A 19,386-nucleotide genomic window follows, 5' to 3' on the forward strand; every position below is an offset into this window, starting at 1 on the left:
AAACAGCCGGCTTCGGGGAACCTGAAGCCGGCCAGTGCAAACTTGAACTGTCAACGTGTCGTATCAGCCGATCCGGGCAGCAATACTCTTGGTCTTGCAGTAACTGGCCAGACCCTCAAGACCCTTTTCCCGGCCGAAGCCCGATTTCTTGTTGCCACCGAACGGCACTTCAATTCCACCGGCGAAATATTCGTTGATGTAAATCTGCCCGGCGTCGATCTTGCGGGCAAGCTGATGTGCCTTCGCAAAATTCGAGGTATAGATTCCGGCAACCAGGCCGTATTGGCAGTCATTGGCAAGCGCCAGAGCATGGTCAGCATCATCTGCGACCTGCACCGCCAGGACAGGGCCGAAAATTTCCTCCTGTGCCAATTCGTCATCAGCAGCAACCGAGTTGACGATTGTCGGCTCGAAAAACCAGCCCTGGCCGGTTGCCGGGTCTTCGGTGACCGAACCACCGGTGACGATTTCAGCCCCCCTGCTCCTGGCCCGATCGAGAAAGCCTGCAATCTTTGCCAGATGCTCCGAGGAATTCACCGGCCCGACATCCGGATTGGCCAGTCCGTGCCCCAAATTCAACGCCCTGGTTCGGGCGACAAGCTCATCAACAAACTCGTCGTGAATGCTTTTTTCAACCACAAGCCTCGAGCCGGCTGAACAGATCTGCCCGGCGTTTTCGTAAATCGCACCAAGGACACCGGCAAGTGCCTGCTCCCTGTCGCAATCGCCAAGCACCACAACAGGCGATTTGCCGCCGAGTTCAAGCACCACACGGGTGATATCTTCCGCGGCCGCCTTCATCACCGCCCGCCCCGTCTGAACGGAGCCGGTGAAGGTGATATGGTCGACGCCGGGATGGTTTGTCAGCGGAGCACCGGTTTCCGGCCCCGTTCCCGTGACAACGTTGCAAACACCCGCCGGAAGGCCCGCCTTGTGCAGCAGATCTGCCAGGATCAGGGCGGTATACGGCGTCTGCTCTGCCGGTTTGGCAACAACGGTACACCCAGCAGCCAACGCAGGCGCAAACCCCCGCGCGGCTGTTGAAATCGGAAAATTCCATGGAATGATATGGGCCGTCACGCCAACCGGCTCATGGATCGTATACCCGATATAGTCCGGACCGAGCGGAAAACTGTCCCCCTGAAGCTTGTCGCAAGCCCCGGCATAATACTCGAACGTGCGCGCGGCACCACGAACATCACCCATTGCTTCCTGAAGGGCCTTGCCGCTGTCCAGCGTCTCCACCACCGCAAGAAGATCCAGGTTTTCAAGGATCAGTGCGGCGGCGCGCTGCAGGATGCGAGACCGTTCGACCGGTGCCATGTCGCGCCAGTCAGCTTCAAACGCCAGTCGCGACGACGCGACAGCCTGATCGACATCCTCCTTTGTGCCGGCCGTGAAGCGTGCGAAAGGCACACCCGTGCCGGGGTCGAAACTCTCCATGGTCCGGTTGTGCACCGGTTCGGAGAAAGCGCCGTCGATGAAATGTCCCATCGGCAGCGAGCCGAGCGTGCCGGTGTTGCGGTATTCGGCAATCAGGTCGTTGGCATCGGTCATGTCAGTGCTCCAGGGAACTGATCTTGTAAGCGGATTTCGCCAGCCATTCGGGATTGATCTCTACGCCCCAGCCCGGAGCGTCCGTTACCGTGGCGTGTCCATCGGTGATCGTGTAGGGCGATGAAACGTAAAGATCATATTGCCACGGATAGTAGTCCTCCTGCTCGATGGAAAACTCCAGGTACTTTCCGGCATTCGGGATCGCGCGCAGAAGATGCATGGTAAAGAGCGTCACCAGCGACAGGTTCGCAGCGTGTGGTGTGCAGGGTATCCCGGCTTCCTGAGCCATCTGCGCAACCTTCATTGTGCGCACCATGCCGCCGAGATAGCAGACATCCGGCTGAATGATATCGACGACCCGCTGATCGATCATGCGTTTCCAGTCGACCAGCGAACAATCCTGTTCACCTCCTGTTACGTCGATATCCAGGGCCTCGGTCACCTCTTTGGTCTGGTCGTAATGCCAGTAGGGACACGGTTCTTCATAGTGCGATATTCCGTTGTCCCGGAGGAACCGCCCGATTTCGATCGCCTTTTGCGGCGAGTAACAGGAATTCGCATCCACCAACAAGGCGGTATCATCAGCGAATGACTTTCGCATCGTCGGCACGATCTCTTCCGTGCGTCCCGGCCACTCGTCCTGATCGCGCCCGCATTCGGCACCGATCCGGAATTTGAAAGCGGTAAATCCATGGTCGTCCTGCTGTTTCTTCAGCCGATCGGCCTCATCGCGAGCTGTAATGTCCCGCTTCATCGACGAACCATACGCGCGTACCCGGCCTGGCGTCCCTCCGAGAAGTTCGCAAACCGGCTTGCCTTCCAGCTTGCCCCTCAGGTCGAACAGGGCGGTATCGAGCCCACCCATCGCCCGGCGCAGGTAAGACCCCGGAAACTTGTGCTCCCGGTCCGGAATGACATCCATGAGCTTCTCGATATCGAGCGCATCCTCGCCCAGTGCATAGGGAGCCACCTGTCGATGCACCACCTCGGCAGTGATATCGGCATAATAGGGTGCGACCTGCCCCCAACCGGTTGCGCCACTGTCCGACGTCACGCGGACGAAGCAGACAAATTCATCTGTAAATGTTTCGATGGATCGGATTTTCATATTCATATCAGGTCCTTGAGGGGGATGTACCCACAGGGCAAATTCGGTTTCCTTACTGCAAACTACTCAAAATTGGACTTGATTTAAGGTCCGTTTTGCTGAAACTCTCATACCAATTGGGAGAGCATCATGAAACGGCACGCCGGCGCTGTCCTGTCATCCATCAAGATCGACAAGACCGCCGAAAAGAAAATCTCGATCCAGCTCTACATGGCCTTGCGCGACCTGCTGCTGACCGGCGCCCTGACACCTGGTGACAGATTGCCGGCGACCCGCACGCTGGCGCGCGAAATCGGCGTCTCGCGGACAACCGTGATCGATGCCATCGACAGGCTGATATCCGAGGGTCTTCTGGAAGCCCGCGTCGGATCCGGCACATATGTCAGCGAGGCACTGAATGCCCGCCTGGTTCCCAAGCCTTCCAGCAGCGCTGACAATGTCGTTCCGGTCGTTCCCCGGCTGTCGCATGCATCCAGGCACGCCATACCGGATCTTGCACCGCGGGCGCGGCTGCCACACAAGTCGCAGGCATTTGTGTCGGCATTGCCGGCCCTCGACGCCTTTCCGATGGCGCAGTGGGCGAAATTGTCCGGCCGGCACTGGCGCAAGGACCGCGACCATATCACCGGCTACGGCGAACCATTCGGCTACGCGGGCCTCAGAAATGCGATCGCAAGACAACTCAACGCCTCACGCGGCATCAAGTGCTCCCCCGAGCAGATATTCATTACCAACGGAGCCCAGCGCGCCTTTTCGCTGATCGGCGGAATGCTGGTCAATCCCGGCGAGCCGATCTGGTTCGAAAATCCCGGTGCGATCGGTGCGCGCAATGCCTTCGTTGCAATTGGCGCGTCACCGGTGCCGGTGAAGGTCGACGAGGATGGGTTGTGCATCGACGACGGACTGTCCAAGTCACCCCATTTCCGGCTGGCATTCGTCACTCCGTCGCATCAGCAACCACTCGGACATGTAATGAGCCTGTCCCGTCGCCTTGCGCTTCTCAAAGCTGCGAACGACGCCGATGCGATGATCGTGGAAGATGACTATGACGGCGAATTCTACTACGGCGATCAACCGCCGCCGACCCTCAAAAGCATCGACACGCACGGACGGGTAATCTATGTCGGCACCTTCTCGAAATCTCTGTTTCCAGCGCTCAGGCTTGGTTTCGCACTGGTCCCCGAACCCCTTGTGGAAAGTTTCGAGCGCGTCTGCCAGACCTGGCTTGCCGGGGTACCCACCGTCACGCAGGCGATCGTTGCCGAATTCATGGACGAGGGCATGTTCGCCACGCATATCCGAACGATGCGTCAGCTTTACAGGGAACGCCACGACACACTGATGGACGAAGCAGGAAGGTTGAAGGGCCGGATCGACCTGCAGCCGACCAGTAGCGGCTTTCATGCCGTCGGGCTTGTACGGCCCCCGCTTGATGAAGATCTGATCGTTGCAAGAGCGGCAGAAGAAGGCATCACCACGGTACCGCTTTCACGATATGCCCTCGGCCCGATTTCGCAGCGCGGTATTGTACTCGGCTTCGGCAGTACTGGTCCCGATGAAATCCGTAAGGGCATCAACATACTTGAGAAAATTCTCGCGGACTGCCAAAGTGGACGCATATCGGCATAGTCAATTGGACTGCTAAATTATCCGTAATGGCTATATTTCACAGGCCAATTCACTCCTAACCTCGATATCGGTAATTTTGCTGCGTGTATTCATGGAGGAAGTCATGCATTTCAAAACAACTTTAGCCGGACTATTGGCAGCGACCATGCTCGCCGGGGCCGGATCCGCACAGGCGGAAACGCTGCGCCTGTTGACCTGGGGGTCGTATGCACCGGATGAGCTGATCGAAAAATTCGAAGCTGAATATCCGGACATTGATGTTGAAGTGACTTTCTCGAACAACGAGGAAATGATCGCGAAACTGCGTGCAACCGGCGGTGCAGGCTTTGATCTTGCCCAGCCGAGCCACGACCGCATCTATGCCGCGCAGCTGGAATATGACATCTACAAGCCACTGGATCTGTCAAAGATCGATACTTCCGTCATGGAAGCCAAACTTCTCGACGGTGTGAAGGAAAACACCACGATCGAGGGTGAGGTCTATGCGGTCCCGCACCAGTGGGGCACGTCCGGCCTGATGGCTGACAAGACCAAGGCACCGGACCTGAAGAGCTGGGCAGACCTCTGCAATCCCGCTTACGAAGGCAAGACCTCGATGCGCCTCAAGCGCACGATCCTGCTGGGAACGGCATTCTCGATGGGCGAGGATCCCTTTGCCGCCTATTCCGATCTTGATAAGTACCAGGGCATTCTGGACAAGGTTGCCGAGAAACTGATCGAGTGCAAGGGCAACATCAAGGCCTACTGGAAAGGCGGGGACGATCTGTCCGCCATGATGCTGTCGGGTGAAATCGTCGGCTCCGAAACCTGGGACTCCACGGCCTACAAGCTGTTCGACCAGAACAAAAACATCGTGTTCGTGCCACCCAAGGAAGGCGCGCTTGCCTGGATCGACACTTTCGCGCTGCCACGCAAGGCCAAGGCTGACGATGCTGCCTACAAGTGGATCAACTTCGTCCTGCGCCCGGAAAATGTCACGCTGATGTCCGCGAGCACGGGCGCGATCGCGGCCGTCAAGGGTGGTCAGGATCTTCTTCCCGAAGACAAGAAGGCAGCCGTGAATGCGGCATTCACGGCCGAAGACATCGACAACCTGAAGTTTTTCGCGAACATTCCTCCAGGTGTGGAAGACATGGAAGGCAAGACCCTTGAGAAAATCAAGGCGGCCACCGGAGGCTGATCCGTTCGGGGCAGGTTGAACCCGCCCGTCGAACAAGAGCAAAAAGGCTCAAATTACCTGCAGTTGGGGGATACCGCGGCAACCCGGTATCCCCCAACTTTCTGAACTTCCAGTTGGCGTGCCCCGATGACAGACAACCCTTCCTACGATCTTGAATGCCTGGACGTATCCAAGAACTTTGGCTCCATTCGTGCGGTCAAGGACGTTTCGTTCGACATCCCGAGTGGCTCATTCTTTTCCATCCTCGGGCCGTCTGGATGCGGCAAGACGACATTGATGCGGATGATTGCCGGTTTTGAAGACCCCAGTGGAGGCGACATCAGGATCAAGGGAAAATCTGTTCTCGGCACACCGCCGAACAAGCGCAACGTCAAGATGGTGTTCCAGCATCTGGCACTGTTCCCGATGATGAACGTCTACGAGAACATTGCCTATGGCCTCAGATGCAACGGCGTCGGCAATGCCGAAATCAAACGCAAGGTTCACGACGTGCTGGAACGCATTGCTCTGCCCGATGTGGCTGAGCGTGAAATACACCAGCTGTCCGGGGGGCAGAAACAACGAATTGCCATTGCGCGCTGCATGGTGCTCGATCCGGACGTTCTGTTGCTTGACGAGCCGCTTGGTGCACTCGATCTGAAGCTGCGCGAAGCGATGAAGATCGAACTGAAACTGCTGCAGCACCAGTTCAACACCACCTTCGTCTACATCACCCACGACCAGTCGGAAGCTCTGGTGATGTCGGACAACGTCGCCATCATGAATCAGGGCGAATTTGAGCAGATCGGCACACCGCAGGAACTCTATCACCACCCCAGCACCGCATTCGTCGCAAGCTTTGTCGGCGACAGCAACCGCTGGTCTGGTGTCGTGAAGTCGAGTGACAGCACGGGTGGCAAGGTGGAAACCGAACAGGGTCTGCCGATGAGTTTTTCCTCAGCCGGTGAAAAAACCATGCAGGAAGGCTCCAGGGTCAACATCTTTGTTCGGCCCGAATTCATCAGGACGGTTCGGGCCGGTGGCGGCGACTTGCAGGACGCCGCAGGTGAAAACCGGATGGACGGTATTGTCGACAGCCTGCTTTTCAATGGTGCGAACAGCCGGGTGCTGGTGCGCACAGGTAGCGGGGAGCTGGTCGAATCCGATGTCACGCTGACAGGTGAAAACGATCTGAAACCCGGTGAGGACGTGCATCTCGTCTGGTCGTCCAAACAGTCCATGTGCTTTGCCGACCAGGGGAAAGCATGATGCAGAACAAGGATATCAAGCGGCTTTCGCTCTACCTGCTGTTTGCGCCTTTCGCGCTCTGGATCATCCTTCTGGTCATCCTGCCGCATATCGGCATGGTTGTCCTTTCGCTCAAGGAGAAAATCGCCCCGCGCGTTTATGAATACAGTTTTGCCAACTATCTGGAATTCCTGAACGAGCCGATCTACTGGAACACGCTCCTGCGCACGGGATCGATGTCCTTGCTGGTAACCGCATTGGCGCTGCTGATCGGCTTTCCGATTGCCTACTACATTGCCAAGATCGCGGGCCCGCGTTCTCGTGGCGGTCTGTTTCTCCTGTGTCTCATTCCGTTGTGGGTCAGCGACCTGATCCGCGCCTTTGGCTGGATTCTGCTTCTGCGCGAAACGGGCGTGATTTCGAATTTCCTGCTCTGGACCGGGCTCATCGGCGAACCTGTCGAATTTCTCTACAATGATGTCGCGGTCATCGTCGGCCTGACCTACACGGTGATCCTGTTCATGATCGTGCCACTGGTTTCGACCCTCGACGGCATGGACAACGCGATGATCGAGGCGGGTTACAATCTCGGGGGCAGCGGGTTTACCGTGCTGCGCCGCATCATCATTCCCTATGCAATGCCCGGCATCGTCGCCGGTTGCATCGTGACCTTCATGTTGACCGCAGGCTCGTACCTCACACCGATCCTGCTGGGCGGAAAGAACTCGAGCTGGTTCACCGAACAGATCTACAACCAGTTCATCACCCGTTTTAACTGGGAAGGCGGCGCGGCGTTCGGCATGCTGCTTCTGTTCTTCACCTCCCTCGTCATCTGGCTCGGCCTGAAACTGAGCGGACAGACGCTGGCCAATACTGTCGCCAAGAGCTGAGGAGGACCGTCATGCTTGTGCAAAAAAAGGCCACGCCGTTCCTGCTCGGTTACCGGCTCTACGTCGTCGCCTTCTTCATTTTTCTGGCAGCGCCACTCATCTCGGCCGGCGCCTTCGCCTTCAATGACAGCCTGTTCCCCGCTTTGCCCTGGCAGGGGTTCACGTTGGACTGGTTCTTCGGTGACACGGAACCGAAACTCGGCATGTTTCATGACCGGCGCCTTCTGCAGGGCCTCTATTATTCCTTTGTCATCGCGATTTTCGTGTCGGCCCTTTCGGTCTTTGTCGGCACGACCAATGCCTTCCTGTTCGTTCGTGGAGAATTTCCGGGCAAGAACTTCTTCTACATCATGATGGTTGTTCCGCTGGTGATCCCCGGTGTGATCCTCGGCATCTCCATACTGGTGCTGGCCAGCGACACGGCAAACTATGTCGAGAACCGGTTCGATCTGGAACTGGAGTTTCTGCGACCCGGCATTCTGCTTGTAGTCGTCGGCCAGTTTTCCTTCATCGCCACCATCACATCGCTGGTGATTACGGCCAGGCTGAAGAAGTTTGACGAAACGATGGAAGAAGCGGCGTTCAACCTGGGAGCTTCCAGGGCGCGAGTCTTGCGCACGATAACGCTTCCATTCCTGCGCCCCGCGATGATTGCCGCGGGTATTGTTGCCTTCCTGGTCTCGTTCGAAAATTTCAACACGACCCTGTTCCTGGTCGGATCTGAAGCCCCGCTTACCATCACCATGTATGACCGTATGGCAAAGGTCGGTTCCACTCCGGTTCTGAACGCGGTCTCGTTCTTCCTGATGGTCGGATCGGGCCTGCTTGCGCTCTTGTCGATCTTGATACAGCGCGACAGGTCGGGCCAATAGGCTCCGCATTCCCGGTTTAGGTAAGGAAACATCATGGCCGAGTTTGACTTTGTCATTGTGGGAGCGGGATCCGCCGGGGCGGTGGTTGCCGACAGGCTCTCTGAAAACGGGAAATACTCAGTCTGCGTTCTGGAAGCCGGTGGATCGGATCTGAATTTCTGGATCTGGATGCCGATCGGCTACGGCAAGGCGTTCTATAACCGGCACATCAACTGGATGTACCAGACAGAACCCGATCCGGGTCTCAACAACCGGTCCGGATACTGGCCGCGCGGAAAAGTGCTGGGTGGAAGCAGTTCCATCAATGCGATGGTCTATATCCGAGGTCAGCACGCGGATTTCGAGGACTGGAAGGCGATGGGCAATCCGGGATGGGGCTGGGATGACGTCCTGCCCTATTTCCGCCGTTCGGAAACCAATGACGCAGGGTCTTGCGACTATCGGGGCGGCGACGGCCCCTTGCACGTTTCCAGCGTGACAGGGGATGTCCACCCTCTTTGCGCAAACTTTCTTGCTGCCGCGCAGGAAACCGGTTTCGCACAAAATCCGGACTTTAACGGCGCTGACCAGGAAGGCGTCGGGCTCTACCAGATAACGGCCAAAGACGGTTTTCGCATGTCGACTGCGCGCGCCTATCTGTCTCCGGCAAGAAAGCGGCCGAATGTAACGGTGATCACCCGGGCGCATGCCACACGGCTCGTTCTACAGGCGGGCAAGGTTGCGGGTGTTGTCTACAGTCGCAATGATGCAGAGACGACCGTGACCGCGCGGCGGGAAGTCGTCTTGAGCGCCGGAGCGGTGAACTCGCCCCAGATCCTGATGCTTTCCGGGATCGGGGATGGCAGCGAATTGCAGGCAAAGGGCATTGAAACCGTTCTTCATCACCCGGCCGTCGGCAAGAACCTTCAGGATCATCTGGGGCATGACTACCTCTACAGATCCAGGGTCCCGACCCTTAATCAGCAACTTTATCCCTGGTGGGGCAAGCTGGCACAAGGCATCCGCTATGTGCTGACCCGGCGCGGTCCGCTGTCGCTCAGCGTCAATCAGGCAGGCGGCTTCGTGAAAAGCAATCCGGAGTGCGCCCGGCCGAACATGCAGCTCTATTTCTCACCGGTAAGCTACACCAAGGCCCCGCAGGGCAAGCGGCCACTGATGAACCCGGACCCTTTCCCGGGTTTCCTGCTCGGCATGCAGCCCACCCGTCCGACGAGCCGAGGCCATATCGCACTTCGCTCGGGCGATCCGTTCGACACACCGGAAATTCACCCGAATTCGCTCAGCACCAACCATGACCTCAACGAGATGGTCGAAGGCTGCAAGTTGCTGCGGCAGATCGCGCAAAGCCCTGCCCTGCAGGAAATCATTGAAGAAGAGATCAAACCGGGTTCCGGCGTACAGTCGGACGAGGAAATTCTGGAGGACGTGCGCAATCGCTGTTCGACAGTCTTCCACCCCGTCGGCACCTGCCGCATGGGCCCGGATGACAACGAAAACGTGGTCGACAACCGGCTGAAGGTCTATGGCATTGAGGGGCTTCGTGTTGTCGACGCCTCGATTTTTCCGACCGTCACCTCCGGCAATACCAACGCACCTGCGATCATGGTGGGCGAAAAGGGTTCGGACATGATCCTGGAAGACACAAGGGCGGCATAAAGAAACGGGATGCGCGCGGAGCTGTTCACGAACGACTACAAGACAACTCCATATTGGCAGGATATTGCACCGAAAGTGGAGGTGCCGGAAACTTCCCTGCCCGACGAGATCGACATCCTCGTCATCGGCGCGGGTTACACCGGACTGAACGCGGCCCTCCAGACTGCGCGCGAGGGCCTCGGCACCCTGGTTCTCGATGCGGAACACCCGGGTTGGGGCTGTTCCATGCGCAATGGCGGCCAGCTATCAACGAGTCTGAAACCATCCTTTTCGAAGCTAGCCAAAAGGTATGGAACCGACCTTGCAGTAGCACTCTGCCAGGAGGGCCAGACGTCTCTCGATTACATGCACGAACTTTCCAGCCAGGAGGGTCTTGACCTCGGCCTGCAGGAAGTCGGTCGCTTTCACGGGGCGCACAAACGCCATCTCTACGAGTCCCTTGCGAGAGAATGCGAGGCGGCACATCCAGTGTGGAAGACCGATGCATTCATGGTCCCGAAAACCGAGATGGCATCCGAGCTCGGAACCGATGCCTATCACGGTGGCATGGTTCTGCCCCGGCACTGCAGCATTGATGTTTCCAGATACCTTCCTTCACTCCTGAACAAGGTTCTCTCGGTGGGAGCGATCGTCCGCGGCAATTGCCGGGTGAACTCGATCGAACGTTGTGGAAATGGTTTCAAGGTGACAACGAGCGCGGGCAGCCTGAAGGCAGGCCGGATCATTCTGGCAACCAACGGGTATTCAGGAGCGCTGTCCCCCTGGCATCAGCGCCGGATTATTCCGATCGGCTCCTACGTCATCGCCACGGACGAGATACCGAAGGAAACAATCGACAAATTGTTCCCAACCGACCGCGTGCTCTCGGACACGCGCAAGCTCGTCTATTACTACAGGCTGTCACCCGACAGAAAACGGATCCTGTTTGGTGGACGTGTATCCCTGCGAGAAACCGACCCGCACAACAGCGCGGCGAAGCTGCACAAAGACATGGTTGCGCTGTTTCCCGACCTGGCAGACGTCAGGGTCAGCCATGGGTGGATGGGATTTGTCGGCTATACCTTCGACACGCTGGCACATTGTGGGGAGGATGACGGGCTCTATTTCGCAACGGGATATTGCGGCTCCGGGGTTGGCATGGCCAGCTATCTTGGCATGCGGATGGGCCGGAAAGCCGCCGGCACCGAAAAGACGCCGTCGGCGTTCGAACGCATTTCCTATCCGACACGGCCGCTCTACACCGGAAACCCGTGGTTCCTGGCTCCGTCTGTCCTGGTCTACCGACTGAGGGACAAGCTGGGGGTCTGACCATTTCCCCAACGCACGGTACCGACGGGTTCTGTAGCGCAGCGAAACTGGCACGGATCAGCGCCTCGTCTCGAGGTCGTCGAAACGGGGAATTACGGTAAACTGTGCATTCACGGGATGCATGCGCGCGATAAACAATAATTGCAGAATTAACAAATAGTTATGTTTTGATTTTTTCGCTATCTGATAGACTGGAGACAACAACGAATGACAATTCTCCTTGTTCCGGGGCGGGATATGCTCACCCCTAGCTGACATGCGAAGTGTTGATAATATCGACGCTTCTGCTTCACTCTGGCGATGCAGGCCGAAGGCGGGAAATGACACGGGACACTTCCAGAGATATTGATATTGAAATGGGAGAGCGCCGTCAGATTACGGCCCTGTTCTATGACATGGTCGGTTCCACGACCATGGTCAACAACATGGATATCGAAGACTTCCGTGAAATCCAGCAAGCAGTTCACCAGGCTGCGCACCGCGCACTTGCAGCGTATGACGGACATCTGGACCTTCTGATGGGCGATGGCGGTTCGGCCTATTTCGGCTATCCCGAGCCAAATGAAGATGCCCCCTTTCAAGCGGTGTCAGCCGGACTGGCGATCTTGCGCGAGTGCACAAAGGTCCAGGAGAATTTTGACGAGGCAATAAGGATCAGGGTTGGAATTGCAACCGGAACCGCGGTGGCCGGAAAGGCCGGCAGCGGTGCCCTTGCAACCCGCGATGAGATTGTCGGAATCGCACCAACGCTTGCAGCGCGCATTCAAGGTGAAGCGAATGTCGGAACGGTCGCCGTATCCAATGCGACTTACAAGGCGACGCGCAAACTGTTTCACTACGAAAGCCTTGGAGCGCGGGAGCTGAAGGGATTCAATGAACCCCATGCTCTCTGGCAGCCTCTGGGACGGAGAAAATCGAACGATCGCTTCGAGACATTGCGAAACAAGTCTCAACCGTTTCTGGCTCGCGAGTCCGAATTTTCACACGCCGAGTTGCGCTGGAAGGAGGCGTTTTCCGGCAAGGGGCAGGTTCTTTACCTGCATGGAGAACCCGGGATCGGCAAATCCCGTCTATGCCACCAGGTCGTGGAACTTGCCCGCAACGACGGCGCGCACGTGCTCGACTTTCAGTGTGAGCCGGCGAGCCAGGATACACCTTACTACCCGGTGGTAAGGAGCCTGCGCACGGTGCTGCAAAGGCACGACCCTGATTTTGATTTCGAAGCGCCATCTGCCGACGCTATCAGGGCCACCCTGTCCCTGCCGGGTGATCATCCAGCCGAGTTTTTCGAATCCATGGCATTTCTGATGGCACCGCTTTCGCAGACAGCTCAGGGAGTTGAACCGGACAAGACTGGTCCGGCGCATTCCGCAGTCGAGACGCTGGTCGATGCGGTTATGGCAATCGCGAGCGCAAAGCCTTGCGTGATGAAGATTGAAGACCTGCACTGGGCGGATAGCCAGACACTTGAGATCGTTGCACAATTACGGGCTCGCATAAGATCCTCCCCCGTCTATGTGATTGTCACGTCCAGAAACCCGCCCGAAAGAGAATGGAAAGACGCGGAGAACTTTTCTGCGCTTCAGTTGGCGCGATTGAATTCGGACAGCATCGTTGAGTTGATCCAGAACCTTGCAGGAGCTTCACATCTGCCGTCCAGGCTTGTTGAGGCAATAACTGCAAGATGTGACGGCGTGCCGCTCTTTGCAGAAGAGTTGACGCGGTTCGTACTGGACCGGGGTGCGGATGACGCGCTTGATGAGAAGTTGTGGGAAAAACTGTTTGAGTCTGATGAGACGGCAAGTCTTCAGGATCTGCTCGCGACCCGTCTTGGCGCTCTCGGATCCGCCAAGTTCGTGGCCCAGGCAGCCAGCGTGATCGGCAGGAGCTTCAATGTCCTCACTCTGGTCGCGCTCCTGTCGACAACAGGAACGTCGGCATCGGCGGAAGAAAGCCTCCAACAGCTCGTTGCTGGCGGTTTCATCGAACAGCAGGCGAGTGATATCGAGCATTCCTATCGGTTTCGCCACATGCTGGTGCAACAGGCGGCCTATTCCGGATTGCTGCGATCGAACAAGCGAACGCTTCATTCCGCACTCTATAAGATCGTTACCCAGAACGATGAGCTTGGCAAAACCTTTACCAGCGCTGAGCTGGCCCTGCATGCCGAGCATGCGCAAATGCGCGAAGAAGCCATCAGGCACTATATCGATGCCGCCCGATCCGCTTCGTCCCAATCTGCATTGAAGGAAGCAAGGGCGTTATTGGTCCATGCCAGGCAGCTCACGGTGAAACTCAGGGACAAAACGGCAGCGGACACACTTGAGCTCGAAATCGTCAAACTGCTGGGACCGGTCGTGGCGACTATGGATGGAACAGGCTCCGAAGAGGCTTCCAAACTTTATCAGCGCGGTGTTGAACTCTTGCATGAGCACCCGGAGACAGACCGCTCCGCTGGCTTTCCGCTCTACTGGGGCTGGTGGTTTACCGCACCCGACTTCCAGGCCCAGCGCGAGCGGGCCGAGCTTATACTTGCCGATCTGGCCGGTTCCAACAATCAGGAAGTCGAGTTGCAGGCCCTGCACTGCAGGTGGGCAACCGCGTTCAATACGGGACAGCATACAGACTGCATGGAGGCGATTTCAAAAGGCCTGGAGCTCTATAACGAAGACGAAGCGCTCGACCACAGGACGCGATATGGCGGCCATGATGCACGTGTTTGCGGTCTTGGCGAAAAGGCGCTGTCCTCCTGGTTCATGGGGCAGACGGAAACCGCTGTTCGATATCTGGATGAAGCCGAACGATGGGCCCGGCATATCGATCATGTCGGCAGCAACTGTCACGCTCTCGATATTGCAATCATGCTTCATCGCTATCGCGGCGAAATCGATCAGGTCGCGCTTCTTGCACGCCGGATGCGTGAAGCTGCCGATGAACATGACCTCAAATCGCTTGAAGCCAAAAGCCTGATATTCGGCGGCTGGGCAAACGGAATGGCAGGAGATCCGTTTCATGGACGAGAGTCTCTTGCGCAGGGTCTTGCGATCCAGCAGGAAATCGGCACCGAAGAGGATTTCCCGGTCTATCTGGAAATGGCCGCGGAGCTGGATGGACAACTTGGACAGCAGGAAAAAGGCATTCGGCTCGTAAGCTCTGCAATTGAACGCGCCGAAGCTGCCGGCCATGCGTTCTGGCTTGCCGAACTTTACCGCCGCCGCGCGCGCCTGACCTCTGCCTCAGGATCAAATGAGACTGAAGTCGACGCTGATCTTTCCAGAGCGGAAGATATCGCCAGACAGCAAAATGCAAGCGTGCTGGCTCTCCGAACACTGACGGACAGGATAATGCTTCTGCCGGAGCGGACCACTGGTGAACACCGCAGTGACGCGGCCAGCTTTCTGAAACAGCTCGAAGCCGGCCGCGAACGCGATCGCGCCTTGGCACTTCTGCCCGGGTCACGGGGCTGACACCGTGTCCGAAGGTGATGCGCCGGAACAGGAACTCCAGCACAGGAAATCGAATTTTCAGCGCCTGTTTTCTGCAGACACCTTTCTTGAGCGCCTGACGCCGCATTTGCAGTCATTCGGGATAACACGGCTTGCCGACGTTACCGGCCTTGACCGTGTGGGGGTTCCCGTCGTTCAGACGATCCGTCCGCTTGCCAGATCCAACATCGTCAGTCAGGGAAAGGGATTGACGTTGGCAGAGGCCGCTGTGTCGTCGGCGATGGAATCACTGGAAACTTTCGCCGGGGAACAGGTCGACAAGAATGGCAATCGCAACGCCACGCCCGGAGAAACATATGGCCCTGCGGCCGCAGAAATTCTGTGCCGGCATCTTCTGCCCGACGCAGATGACAAATGGCAAGAAACCGGGATGCCCTTTGTCAACGGAGCAGACGTCTTGTCCGGCGCGCCCGTCCCCGTACCGGCTGCACTTGTCAGCACCGACTACACGCCAGCTTCACCTCATGCGGATACACCCTTTCAAAGAACGACAACCGGACTTGGCGGCGGCGCAACCCCGGACGAAGCCCTGCTGCACGGATTGTTCGAAACGCTTGAAAGGTTCAGCACCGCCAAAGCCACCCAGACACACGGTTTCTTTGAAAAGACGCGCTTCGATCCTGATCAGTTCATGGACAGCAACAGCCGTCGCCTTGCGGGAAACCTGAAGGACGCAGGTATTCTCTTCGCCGCTCATGAATGTCCTGCGGTACAAGGCTTGCCGGTCATTTGGGCCCGCCTTCTTGATGCATCCGCCTCTCCAACATCGCTTCCCTTTTGTGCCGACGGATTTGCCTGCCGTGAAACGGTAGCAGATGCGCTCACTGCCGCTCTCCTGGAAGCGGTCCAAACCAGGGTTTCGGTGATCGCAGGCGGGAGGGAGGACATAACCTGGCAGTACTATCCCCGGCGGCCGGACGAAGACCTGATCGCGTTCGAGCGCGCGCAAATGCATCGCAAACCGGCAGGACGACCTCCCTTGTCCGGAGCACCACTCAGCAAGACACCCTCCGATCTGGCCCGGATGCTCAAGGAAGAAGGACAGCAGGCTGTCGCCGTGCCACTGATGACGAATTCGGAAATTCCGCTATTCATCACACGGGTTGTCACGCTCGGCATTCCGAATGCGGAGGGCAACTGAACAGATGCGTCACGTTGTTGTCTTCGCAGGGCCAAGCCTCGGGCCGAACGGACTGCCGGAAGGATTGGACGCCGAGATACTTGGCCCCGCGGCCCAGGGGGACATTGTTGCAGCCGTCCAGCAAAACGAAAAATGTGTAATCGCGCTGATCGACGGCCTGTTTCAGGGTGTGCCCGCCGTCAGGCACAAGGAAATTCTTTGGGCACTCGACCAGGGTGCACTGGTCTATGGTGCCGCCAGCATGGGCGCAATGCGAGCAGCCGAGCTGTCGCTCCATGGTATGCAGGGACGCGGTCTCGTCTATCGGTGGCTGCGCAGATATTCGCTTGTACCGGACGATGCAGTCGCGGTCTTGCATGCTCCGCAGGAGTTGGGCGGGGGAGCGATAACAAATGCACTTGTAGACCTGAGAATGAGTTTCAAACGCGCCCTGCGAGCCGGACTGGTCGATCGCGCGACTGCTGAGGACCTTGCGAAGGTCGCCGAGAAGCTGCACTACACGAGACGAACAATGCCGAATGTTCTGCGCGACGCCGCCAGGCTTCGGCCTGAACTAGCGGATCTTGATTCCCGGATATTGAACCGGTCTCAAAAGCAACAGGATGCCCAACTCCTCCTGCGCGAGCTTCGCGACCGGCAAAAAGACGGAATTTGGCCGGTCCCGGCATCTGTTCCAAAGTTTTTCGCAACTGATGTCTTTCTTCATGACATGGTTGCGGGTGGTTTTTCGTTGGACACGTTAAAGGTTGATTGATAGCCTCTAGGAATTACCTAGCGTTAAACCGAAAATCTCCAACAGGTCCATAATAATATCGTTCGTTAGGGGCAAAACAAAACAATAAAATTTTCGCGGCGAACGCGTACCTCTTGTATCCACGACACCGGTTTGTCCGGCTGGTTTACATCCGATTTATCGAGGCCGATTTGAGTATCCATCTGGACCAGCGAACAATCTCACCAAAGACAGGCAGTCTGGGAACGCGGTTTCTGATCTATCCTCAGGTTCCCCATCTTGCTGGTTATGAGAAGCCGGAAACAATCTGGATCAGCACCCCTCCGAACGAAATCCAGGCTGGCCCGGCCGACCAGCGCATGTATGTGGTCGATCCGCTGTTTGAAAAACCGGTTTACGAGTATCCCTATCAACCGCCTTTCGTCGGCGAGCGCTTTCCACCGGCCGAGGCCGGTCCCGACGGGCATTTTGATCACCTTGACCCGGGAAGCCGGCAATTCGTCTGTGCTCATGTCTTCGCATCGCTCAGGCGTGTCCTGGACATTTGGGAGAGCTATCTCGGTCACGATATCGTCTGGCACTTCGCGCAAACCTACGAGCGCCTGGAAATCATTCCACAAGTGAACTGGAACAACGCCCAGTCCGGTTATGGATACATGGAATTCGGAACGGAACGGGGTAACAGCGAAGATGTTGTCCCATACGCACTGAATTTCGACGTGATTGCGCATGAGTTCGGTCATGCCATAATTTTTGCGGAAATGGGCACGCCCGATGGAATGGCAAGCCGTGAGTATTTTGGCTATCACGAAAGCGTCTCAGATCTTATCGCGCTCATCTCTTTGCTTCATTTCGACAGCGTGCTCGACCGGCTGCTGCAATCGACGCAAGGCAACCTGTTGACAATGAACGAACTCAACAGGATCGCGGAACTTGCGGGCGACAAGCAGATCCGCACTGCAAGCAACGACCGGAAGATGAGCACGGTCAGCGACGCGGTCCACGACCTCTCCAAGCCGTTTACCGGCGCCATGTTCGACACGCTTGTGGAACTCTACCATCGAAATGCCGTGGACCGGGGATTTGTCGATCTGCCTCTGGATGTAAGCCATGACCGGCTGTTCGAACTTGATCACCATGAAATAGAGCTGATAGGCGACCGGTTCGCAGAAGCATTCGATGCCCGGTCCTTCCTGCTCAAGTCAACGCTCGAAGACGCCCGTGACCTGTTGGGGTCAGCAATCGCAAGATCCTGGGCCACCCTGGATCCCAATACGCTCACCTATGCAGTCGCGGGAGCCGCGATCGCGGACCAGTTCGATGCGATGGGCGCACCGGAAGCTGGAGATATCCTTATGGAAAATCTTGAATGGCGGGAAATCGTCGTCCGAGCCTGAGCCAGACGTGGAAACATCGACAAAAACTCTTCAATGGGGGACTAACAAATGACAGATCAGAATTCCAACGACCAGCTTCCGACAATTCAGCCGGATAAGTTTTATGATCCGTCCGAGATCGTCCTGGTAGGCATGAATATTTCAGGGATCAACAGCCCCAGGGCCGCGGATGTCAAGATTGACACCGAAGGCAGCAACAGCTTCAGCCGCATAGCCCTTCAGCTCTGGCATACGCCAAATTGCGAGCTGGCTCTTGTCAACGCCTATATCTACGAGGGCAGGAAATACGAGCTGCCCAAGCCGAAAATCATGGTTGTATCGGGAAAGGGAGAGGAACTCCCGGGTAATTATTTTCCGAACAACCGCCCCCTCAAGTTCTGGCGGATGAGCAAGTTGGCACGCACAGCCGAAGTCACCGTCGAGGAAGGATTGCTGGAGACACTGGTTCTGGAAGCCAATCTGCCTGGCCGCCGTTCGCCGAATTCCTACGCGGCCAATATGCAGATGGCACACAGGTCCGGGCGTCTGAATTCCTGATGGCGGTCGCCTGACGGAGTGTTGGCTTTCGCGCGATGCCGCAGTCACTCACACGCTGCTGTCGCGGCTGACTGGCGCACCGGCGATGAGCAGCAAAGGCCAAGACAGATAACGAGCGTACAACGAAAACAATTCCGGCAGGTCGCAACTGGCTTCGAAACAAACCCAGAGGCTCCGGACCGGAGGAGATCAACCTCAAAGGTGAACAGATGGCAAAGGCCAAGACCTTCAACATTGAAGATTACGAACCCTACGAACCAGGGGAATTCATCATCGAAGACATGGCGGCGAACGAAACCGGGGCACCTGCCCTTGTTCCCGGCATCATGCATGTCGTCGCAATCGGGTTCGTCTACATTCCCGGGCACAACGTCGCCGGCAGCAAGCGGGTGACGGTGAAGACCTTCGCCCTGGAAGACAACCTGGCGGGTAACGTCTCTCCCGTCACGGATTTGAAACTGGCATTTGACGGCGGCAATTACACGGGGCAGATGCCCATCCAAAACCCGTTTCGCGTTGAGCAGGAATTTCTGATGAAAGTCAAACTCGAGGCTGACAAGAAGGGTGTCGACGGCGGCTTTCTGAGAGTGATTTTCTATTACGACCACGAAGCTGCCGCCTGACGACGTCAGCCACAGGACACAA

Annotated in this window: 15 protein-coding genes; 13 read left to right on the plus strand and 2 right to left on the minus strand. The window is 57.1% G+C overall.

Features of this window, described 5'->3' with window-relative positions:
- Positions 1-63: 63 nt before the first annotated feature.
- Together LA5095_RS06940 and LA5095_RS06945 are read right to left on the minus strand one after the other, a co-directional pair.
- Complete coding sequence (locus LA5095_RS06940; protein WP_055113366.1) at positions 64-1,557, minus strand: aldehyde dehydrogenase family protein; 1,494 nt, start codon at positions 1,555-1,557, stop codon at positions 64-66.
- Position 1,558: 1 nt separating this feature from the next.
- The gene (locus LA5095_RS06945) at positions 1,559-2,671 is read right to left on the minus strand and encodes a mandelate racemase/muconate lactonizing enzyme family protein (protein WP_235808813.1); all 1,113 of its coding nucleotides are present in this window, start codon (positions 2,669-2,671) and stop codon (positions 1,559-1,561) included.
- A 123-nt stretch (positions 2,672-2,794) separates the two neighbouring features.
- Between LA5095_RS06945 and pdxR the strand changes: the two genes are divergently transcribed.
- The 13 genes from pdxR (at position 2,795) to LA5095_RS07010 (ending at position 19,364) form a co-directional block, all read left to right on the plus strand.
- Complete coding sequence (gene pdxR / locus LA5095_RS06950; RefSeq protein ID WP_055113368.1) at positions 2,795-4,294, plus strand: MocR-like pyridoxine biosynthesis transcription factor PdxR; 1,500 nt, start codon at positions 2,795-2,797, stop codon at positions 4,292-4,294.
- 103 nt (positions 4,295-4,397) lie between these two features.
- The gene (locus LA5095_RS06955) at positions 4,398-5,474 is read left to right on the plus strand and encodes an extracellular solute-binding protein (protein WP_055404236.1); all 1,077 of its coding nucleotides are present in this window, start codon (positions 4,398-4,400) and stop codon (positions 5,472-5,474) included.
- 126 nt (positions 5,475-5,600) lie between these two features.
- Positions 5,601-6,722, plus strand: coding sequence for an ABC transporter ATP-binding protein (locus LA5095_RS06960; RefSeq protein WP_055113372.1), 1,122 nt, complete (start codon positions 5,601-5,603; stop codon positions 6,720-6,722).
- Complete coding sequence (locus LA5095_RS06965) at positions 6,719-7,591, plus strand: ABC transporter permease (protein WP_082442641.1); 873 nt, start codon at positions 6,719-6,721, stop codon at positions 7,589-7,591. Before LA5095_RS06960 ends, LA5095_RS06965 begins: the two co-directional genes overlap by 4 nt.
- 11 nt (positions 7,592-7,602) lie before the next feature.
- On the plus strand, positions 7,603-8,463 hold the full coding sequence (locus LA5095_RS06970; RefSeq protein WP_055113374.1) for an ABC transporter permease: 861 nt from the start codon (positions 7,603-7,605) through the stop codon (positions 8,461-8,463).
- Between the two features lie 33 nt (positions 8,464-8,496).
- Complete coding sequence (locus LA5095_RS06975; protein WP_055113376.1) at positions 8,497-10,119, plus strand: GMC family oxidoreductase; 1,623 nt, start codon at positions 8,497-8,499, stop codon at positions 10,117-10,119.
- A 9-nt stretch (positions 10,120-10,128) separates the two neighbouring features.
- On the plus strand, positions 10,129-11,427 hold the full coding sequence (locus tag LA5095_RS06980) for an NAD(P)/FAD-dependent oxidoreductase (RefSeq protein WP_055113378.1): 1,299 nt from the start codon (positions 10,129-10,131) through the stop codon (positions 11,425-11,427).
- A 320-nt stretch (positions 11,428-11,747) separates the two neighbouring features.
- Positions 11,748-14,894: an ATP-binding protein gene (locus LA5095_RS06985; RefSeq protein WP_082442642.1), complete on the plus strand. Its 3,147-nt coding sequence runs from the start codon at positions 11,748-11,750 to the stop codon at positions 14,892-14,894.
- Positions 14,895-14,898: 4 nt separating this feature from the next.
- On the plus strand, positions 14,899-16,074 hold the full coding sequence (locus tag LA5095_RS06990; RefSeq protein ID WP_055113382.1) for a YcaO-like family protein: 1,176 nt from the start codon (positions 14,899-14,901) through the stop codon (positions 16,072-16,074).
- Positions 16,075-16,078: 4 nt separating this feature from the next.
- Positions 16,079-16,828, plus strand: a complete 750-nt coding sequence (locus tag LA5095_RS06995) for a TfuA-like protein (protein WP_158510353.1) — start codon at positions 16,079-16,081, stop codon at positions 16,826-16,828.
- 170 nt (positions 16,829-16,998) lie between these two features.
- Positions 16,999-18,204: a gluzincin family metallopeptidase gene (locus LA5095_RS07000; protein WP_055114239.1), complete on the plus strand. Its 1,206-nt coding sequence runs from the start codon at positions 16,999-17,001 to the stop codon at positions 18,202-18,204.
- 48 nt (positions 18,205-18,252) lie between these two features.
- A complete protein-coding gene (locus LA5095_RS07005; RefSeq protein WP_055113386.1) occupies positions 18,253-18,741 on the plus strand; it encodes a hypothetical protein in 489 nt (162 codons plus the stop codon).
- 209 nt (positions 18,742-18,950) lie between these two features.
- Complete coding sequence (locus LA5095_RS07010) at positions 18,951-19,364, plus strand: hypothetical protein (RefSeq protein WP_055113388.1); 414 nt, start codon at positions 18,951-18,953, stop codon at positions 19,362-19,364.
- The last annotated feature ends 22 nt before the right edge of the window (positions 19,365-19,386 follow it).

The sequence above is a fragment of the Roseibium album genome (assembly GCF_001404515.1).
Taxonomy (GTDB): domain Bacteria; phylum Pseudomonadota; class Alphaproteobacteria; order Rhizobiales; family Stappiaceae; genus Roseibium; species Roseibium album.

Bases quoted from the DNA above. Each gene is read 5' to 3' on its own strand.
- LA5095_RS06965 (WP_082442641.1), top strand. From the start codon at position 6,719: ATGATGCAGAACAAGGATATCAAGCGGCTTTCGCTCTACCTGCTGTTT.
- LA5095_RS06980 (WP_055113378.1), top strand. From the start codon at position 10,129: ATGCGCGCGGAGCTGTTCACGAACGACTACAAGACAACTCCATATTGG.
- LA5095_RS06970 (WP_055113374.1), top strand. From the start codon at position 7,603: ATGCTTGTGCAAAAAAAGGCCACGCCGTTCCTGCTCGGTTACCGGCTC.
- LA5095_RS06995 (WP_158510353.1), top strand. From the start codon at position 16,079: ATGCGTCACGTTGTTGTCTTCGCAGGGCCAAGCCTCGGGCCGAACGGA.
- LA5095_RS06975 (WP_055113376.1), top strand. From the start codon at position 8,497: ATGGCCGAGTTTGACTTTGTCATTGTGGGAGCGGGATCCGCCGGGGCG.
- LA5095_RS06940 (WP_055113366.1), bottom strand. From the start codon at position 1,557: ATGACCGATGCCAACGACCTGATTGCCGAATACCGCAACACCGGCACG.
- pdxR (WP_055113368.1), top strand. From the start codon at position 2,795: ATGAAACGGCACGCCGGCGCTGTCCTGTCATCCATCAAGATCGACAAG.
- LA5095_RS06945 (WP_235808813.1), bottom strand. From the start codon at position 2,671: ATGAATATGAAAATCCGATCCATCGAAACATTTACAGATGAATTTGTC.
- LA5095_RS06960 (WP_055113372.1), top strand. From the start codon at position 5,601: ATGACAGACAACCCTTCCTACGATCTTGAATGCCTGGACGTATCCAAG.
- LA5095_RS06955 (WP_055404236.1), top strand. From the start codon at position 4,398: ATGCATTTCAAAACAACTTTAGCCGGACTATTGGCAGCGACCATGCTC.
- LA5095_RS07005 (WP_055113386.1), top strand. From the start codon at position 18,253: ATGACAGATCAGAATTCCAACGACCAGCTTCCGACAATTCAGCCGGAT.
- LA5095_RS07010 (WP_055113388.1), top strand. From the start codon at position 18,951: ATGGCAAAGGCCAAGACCTTCAACATTGAAGATTACGAACCCTACGAA.
- LA5095_RS06985 (WP_082442642.1), top strand. From the start codon at position 11,748: ATGACACGGGACACTTCCAGAGATATTGATATTGAAATGGGAGAGCGC.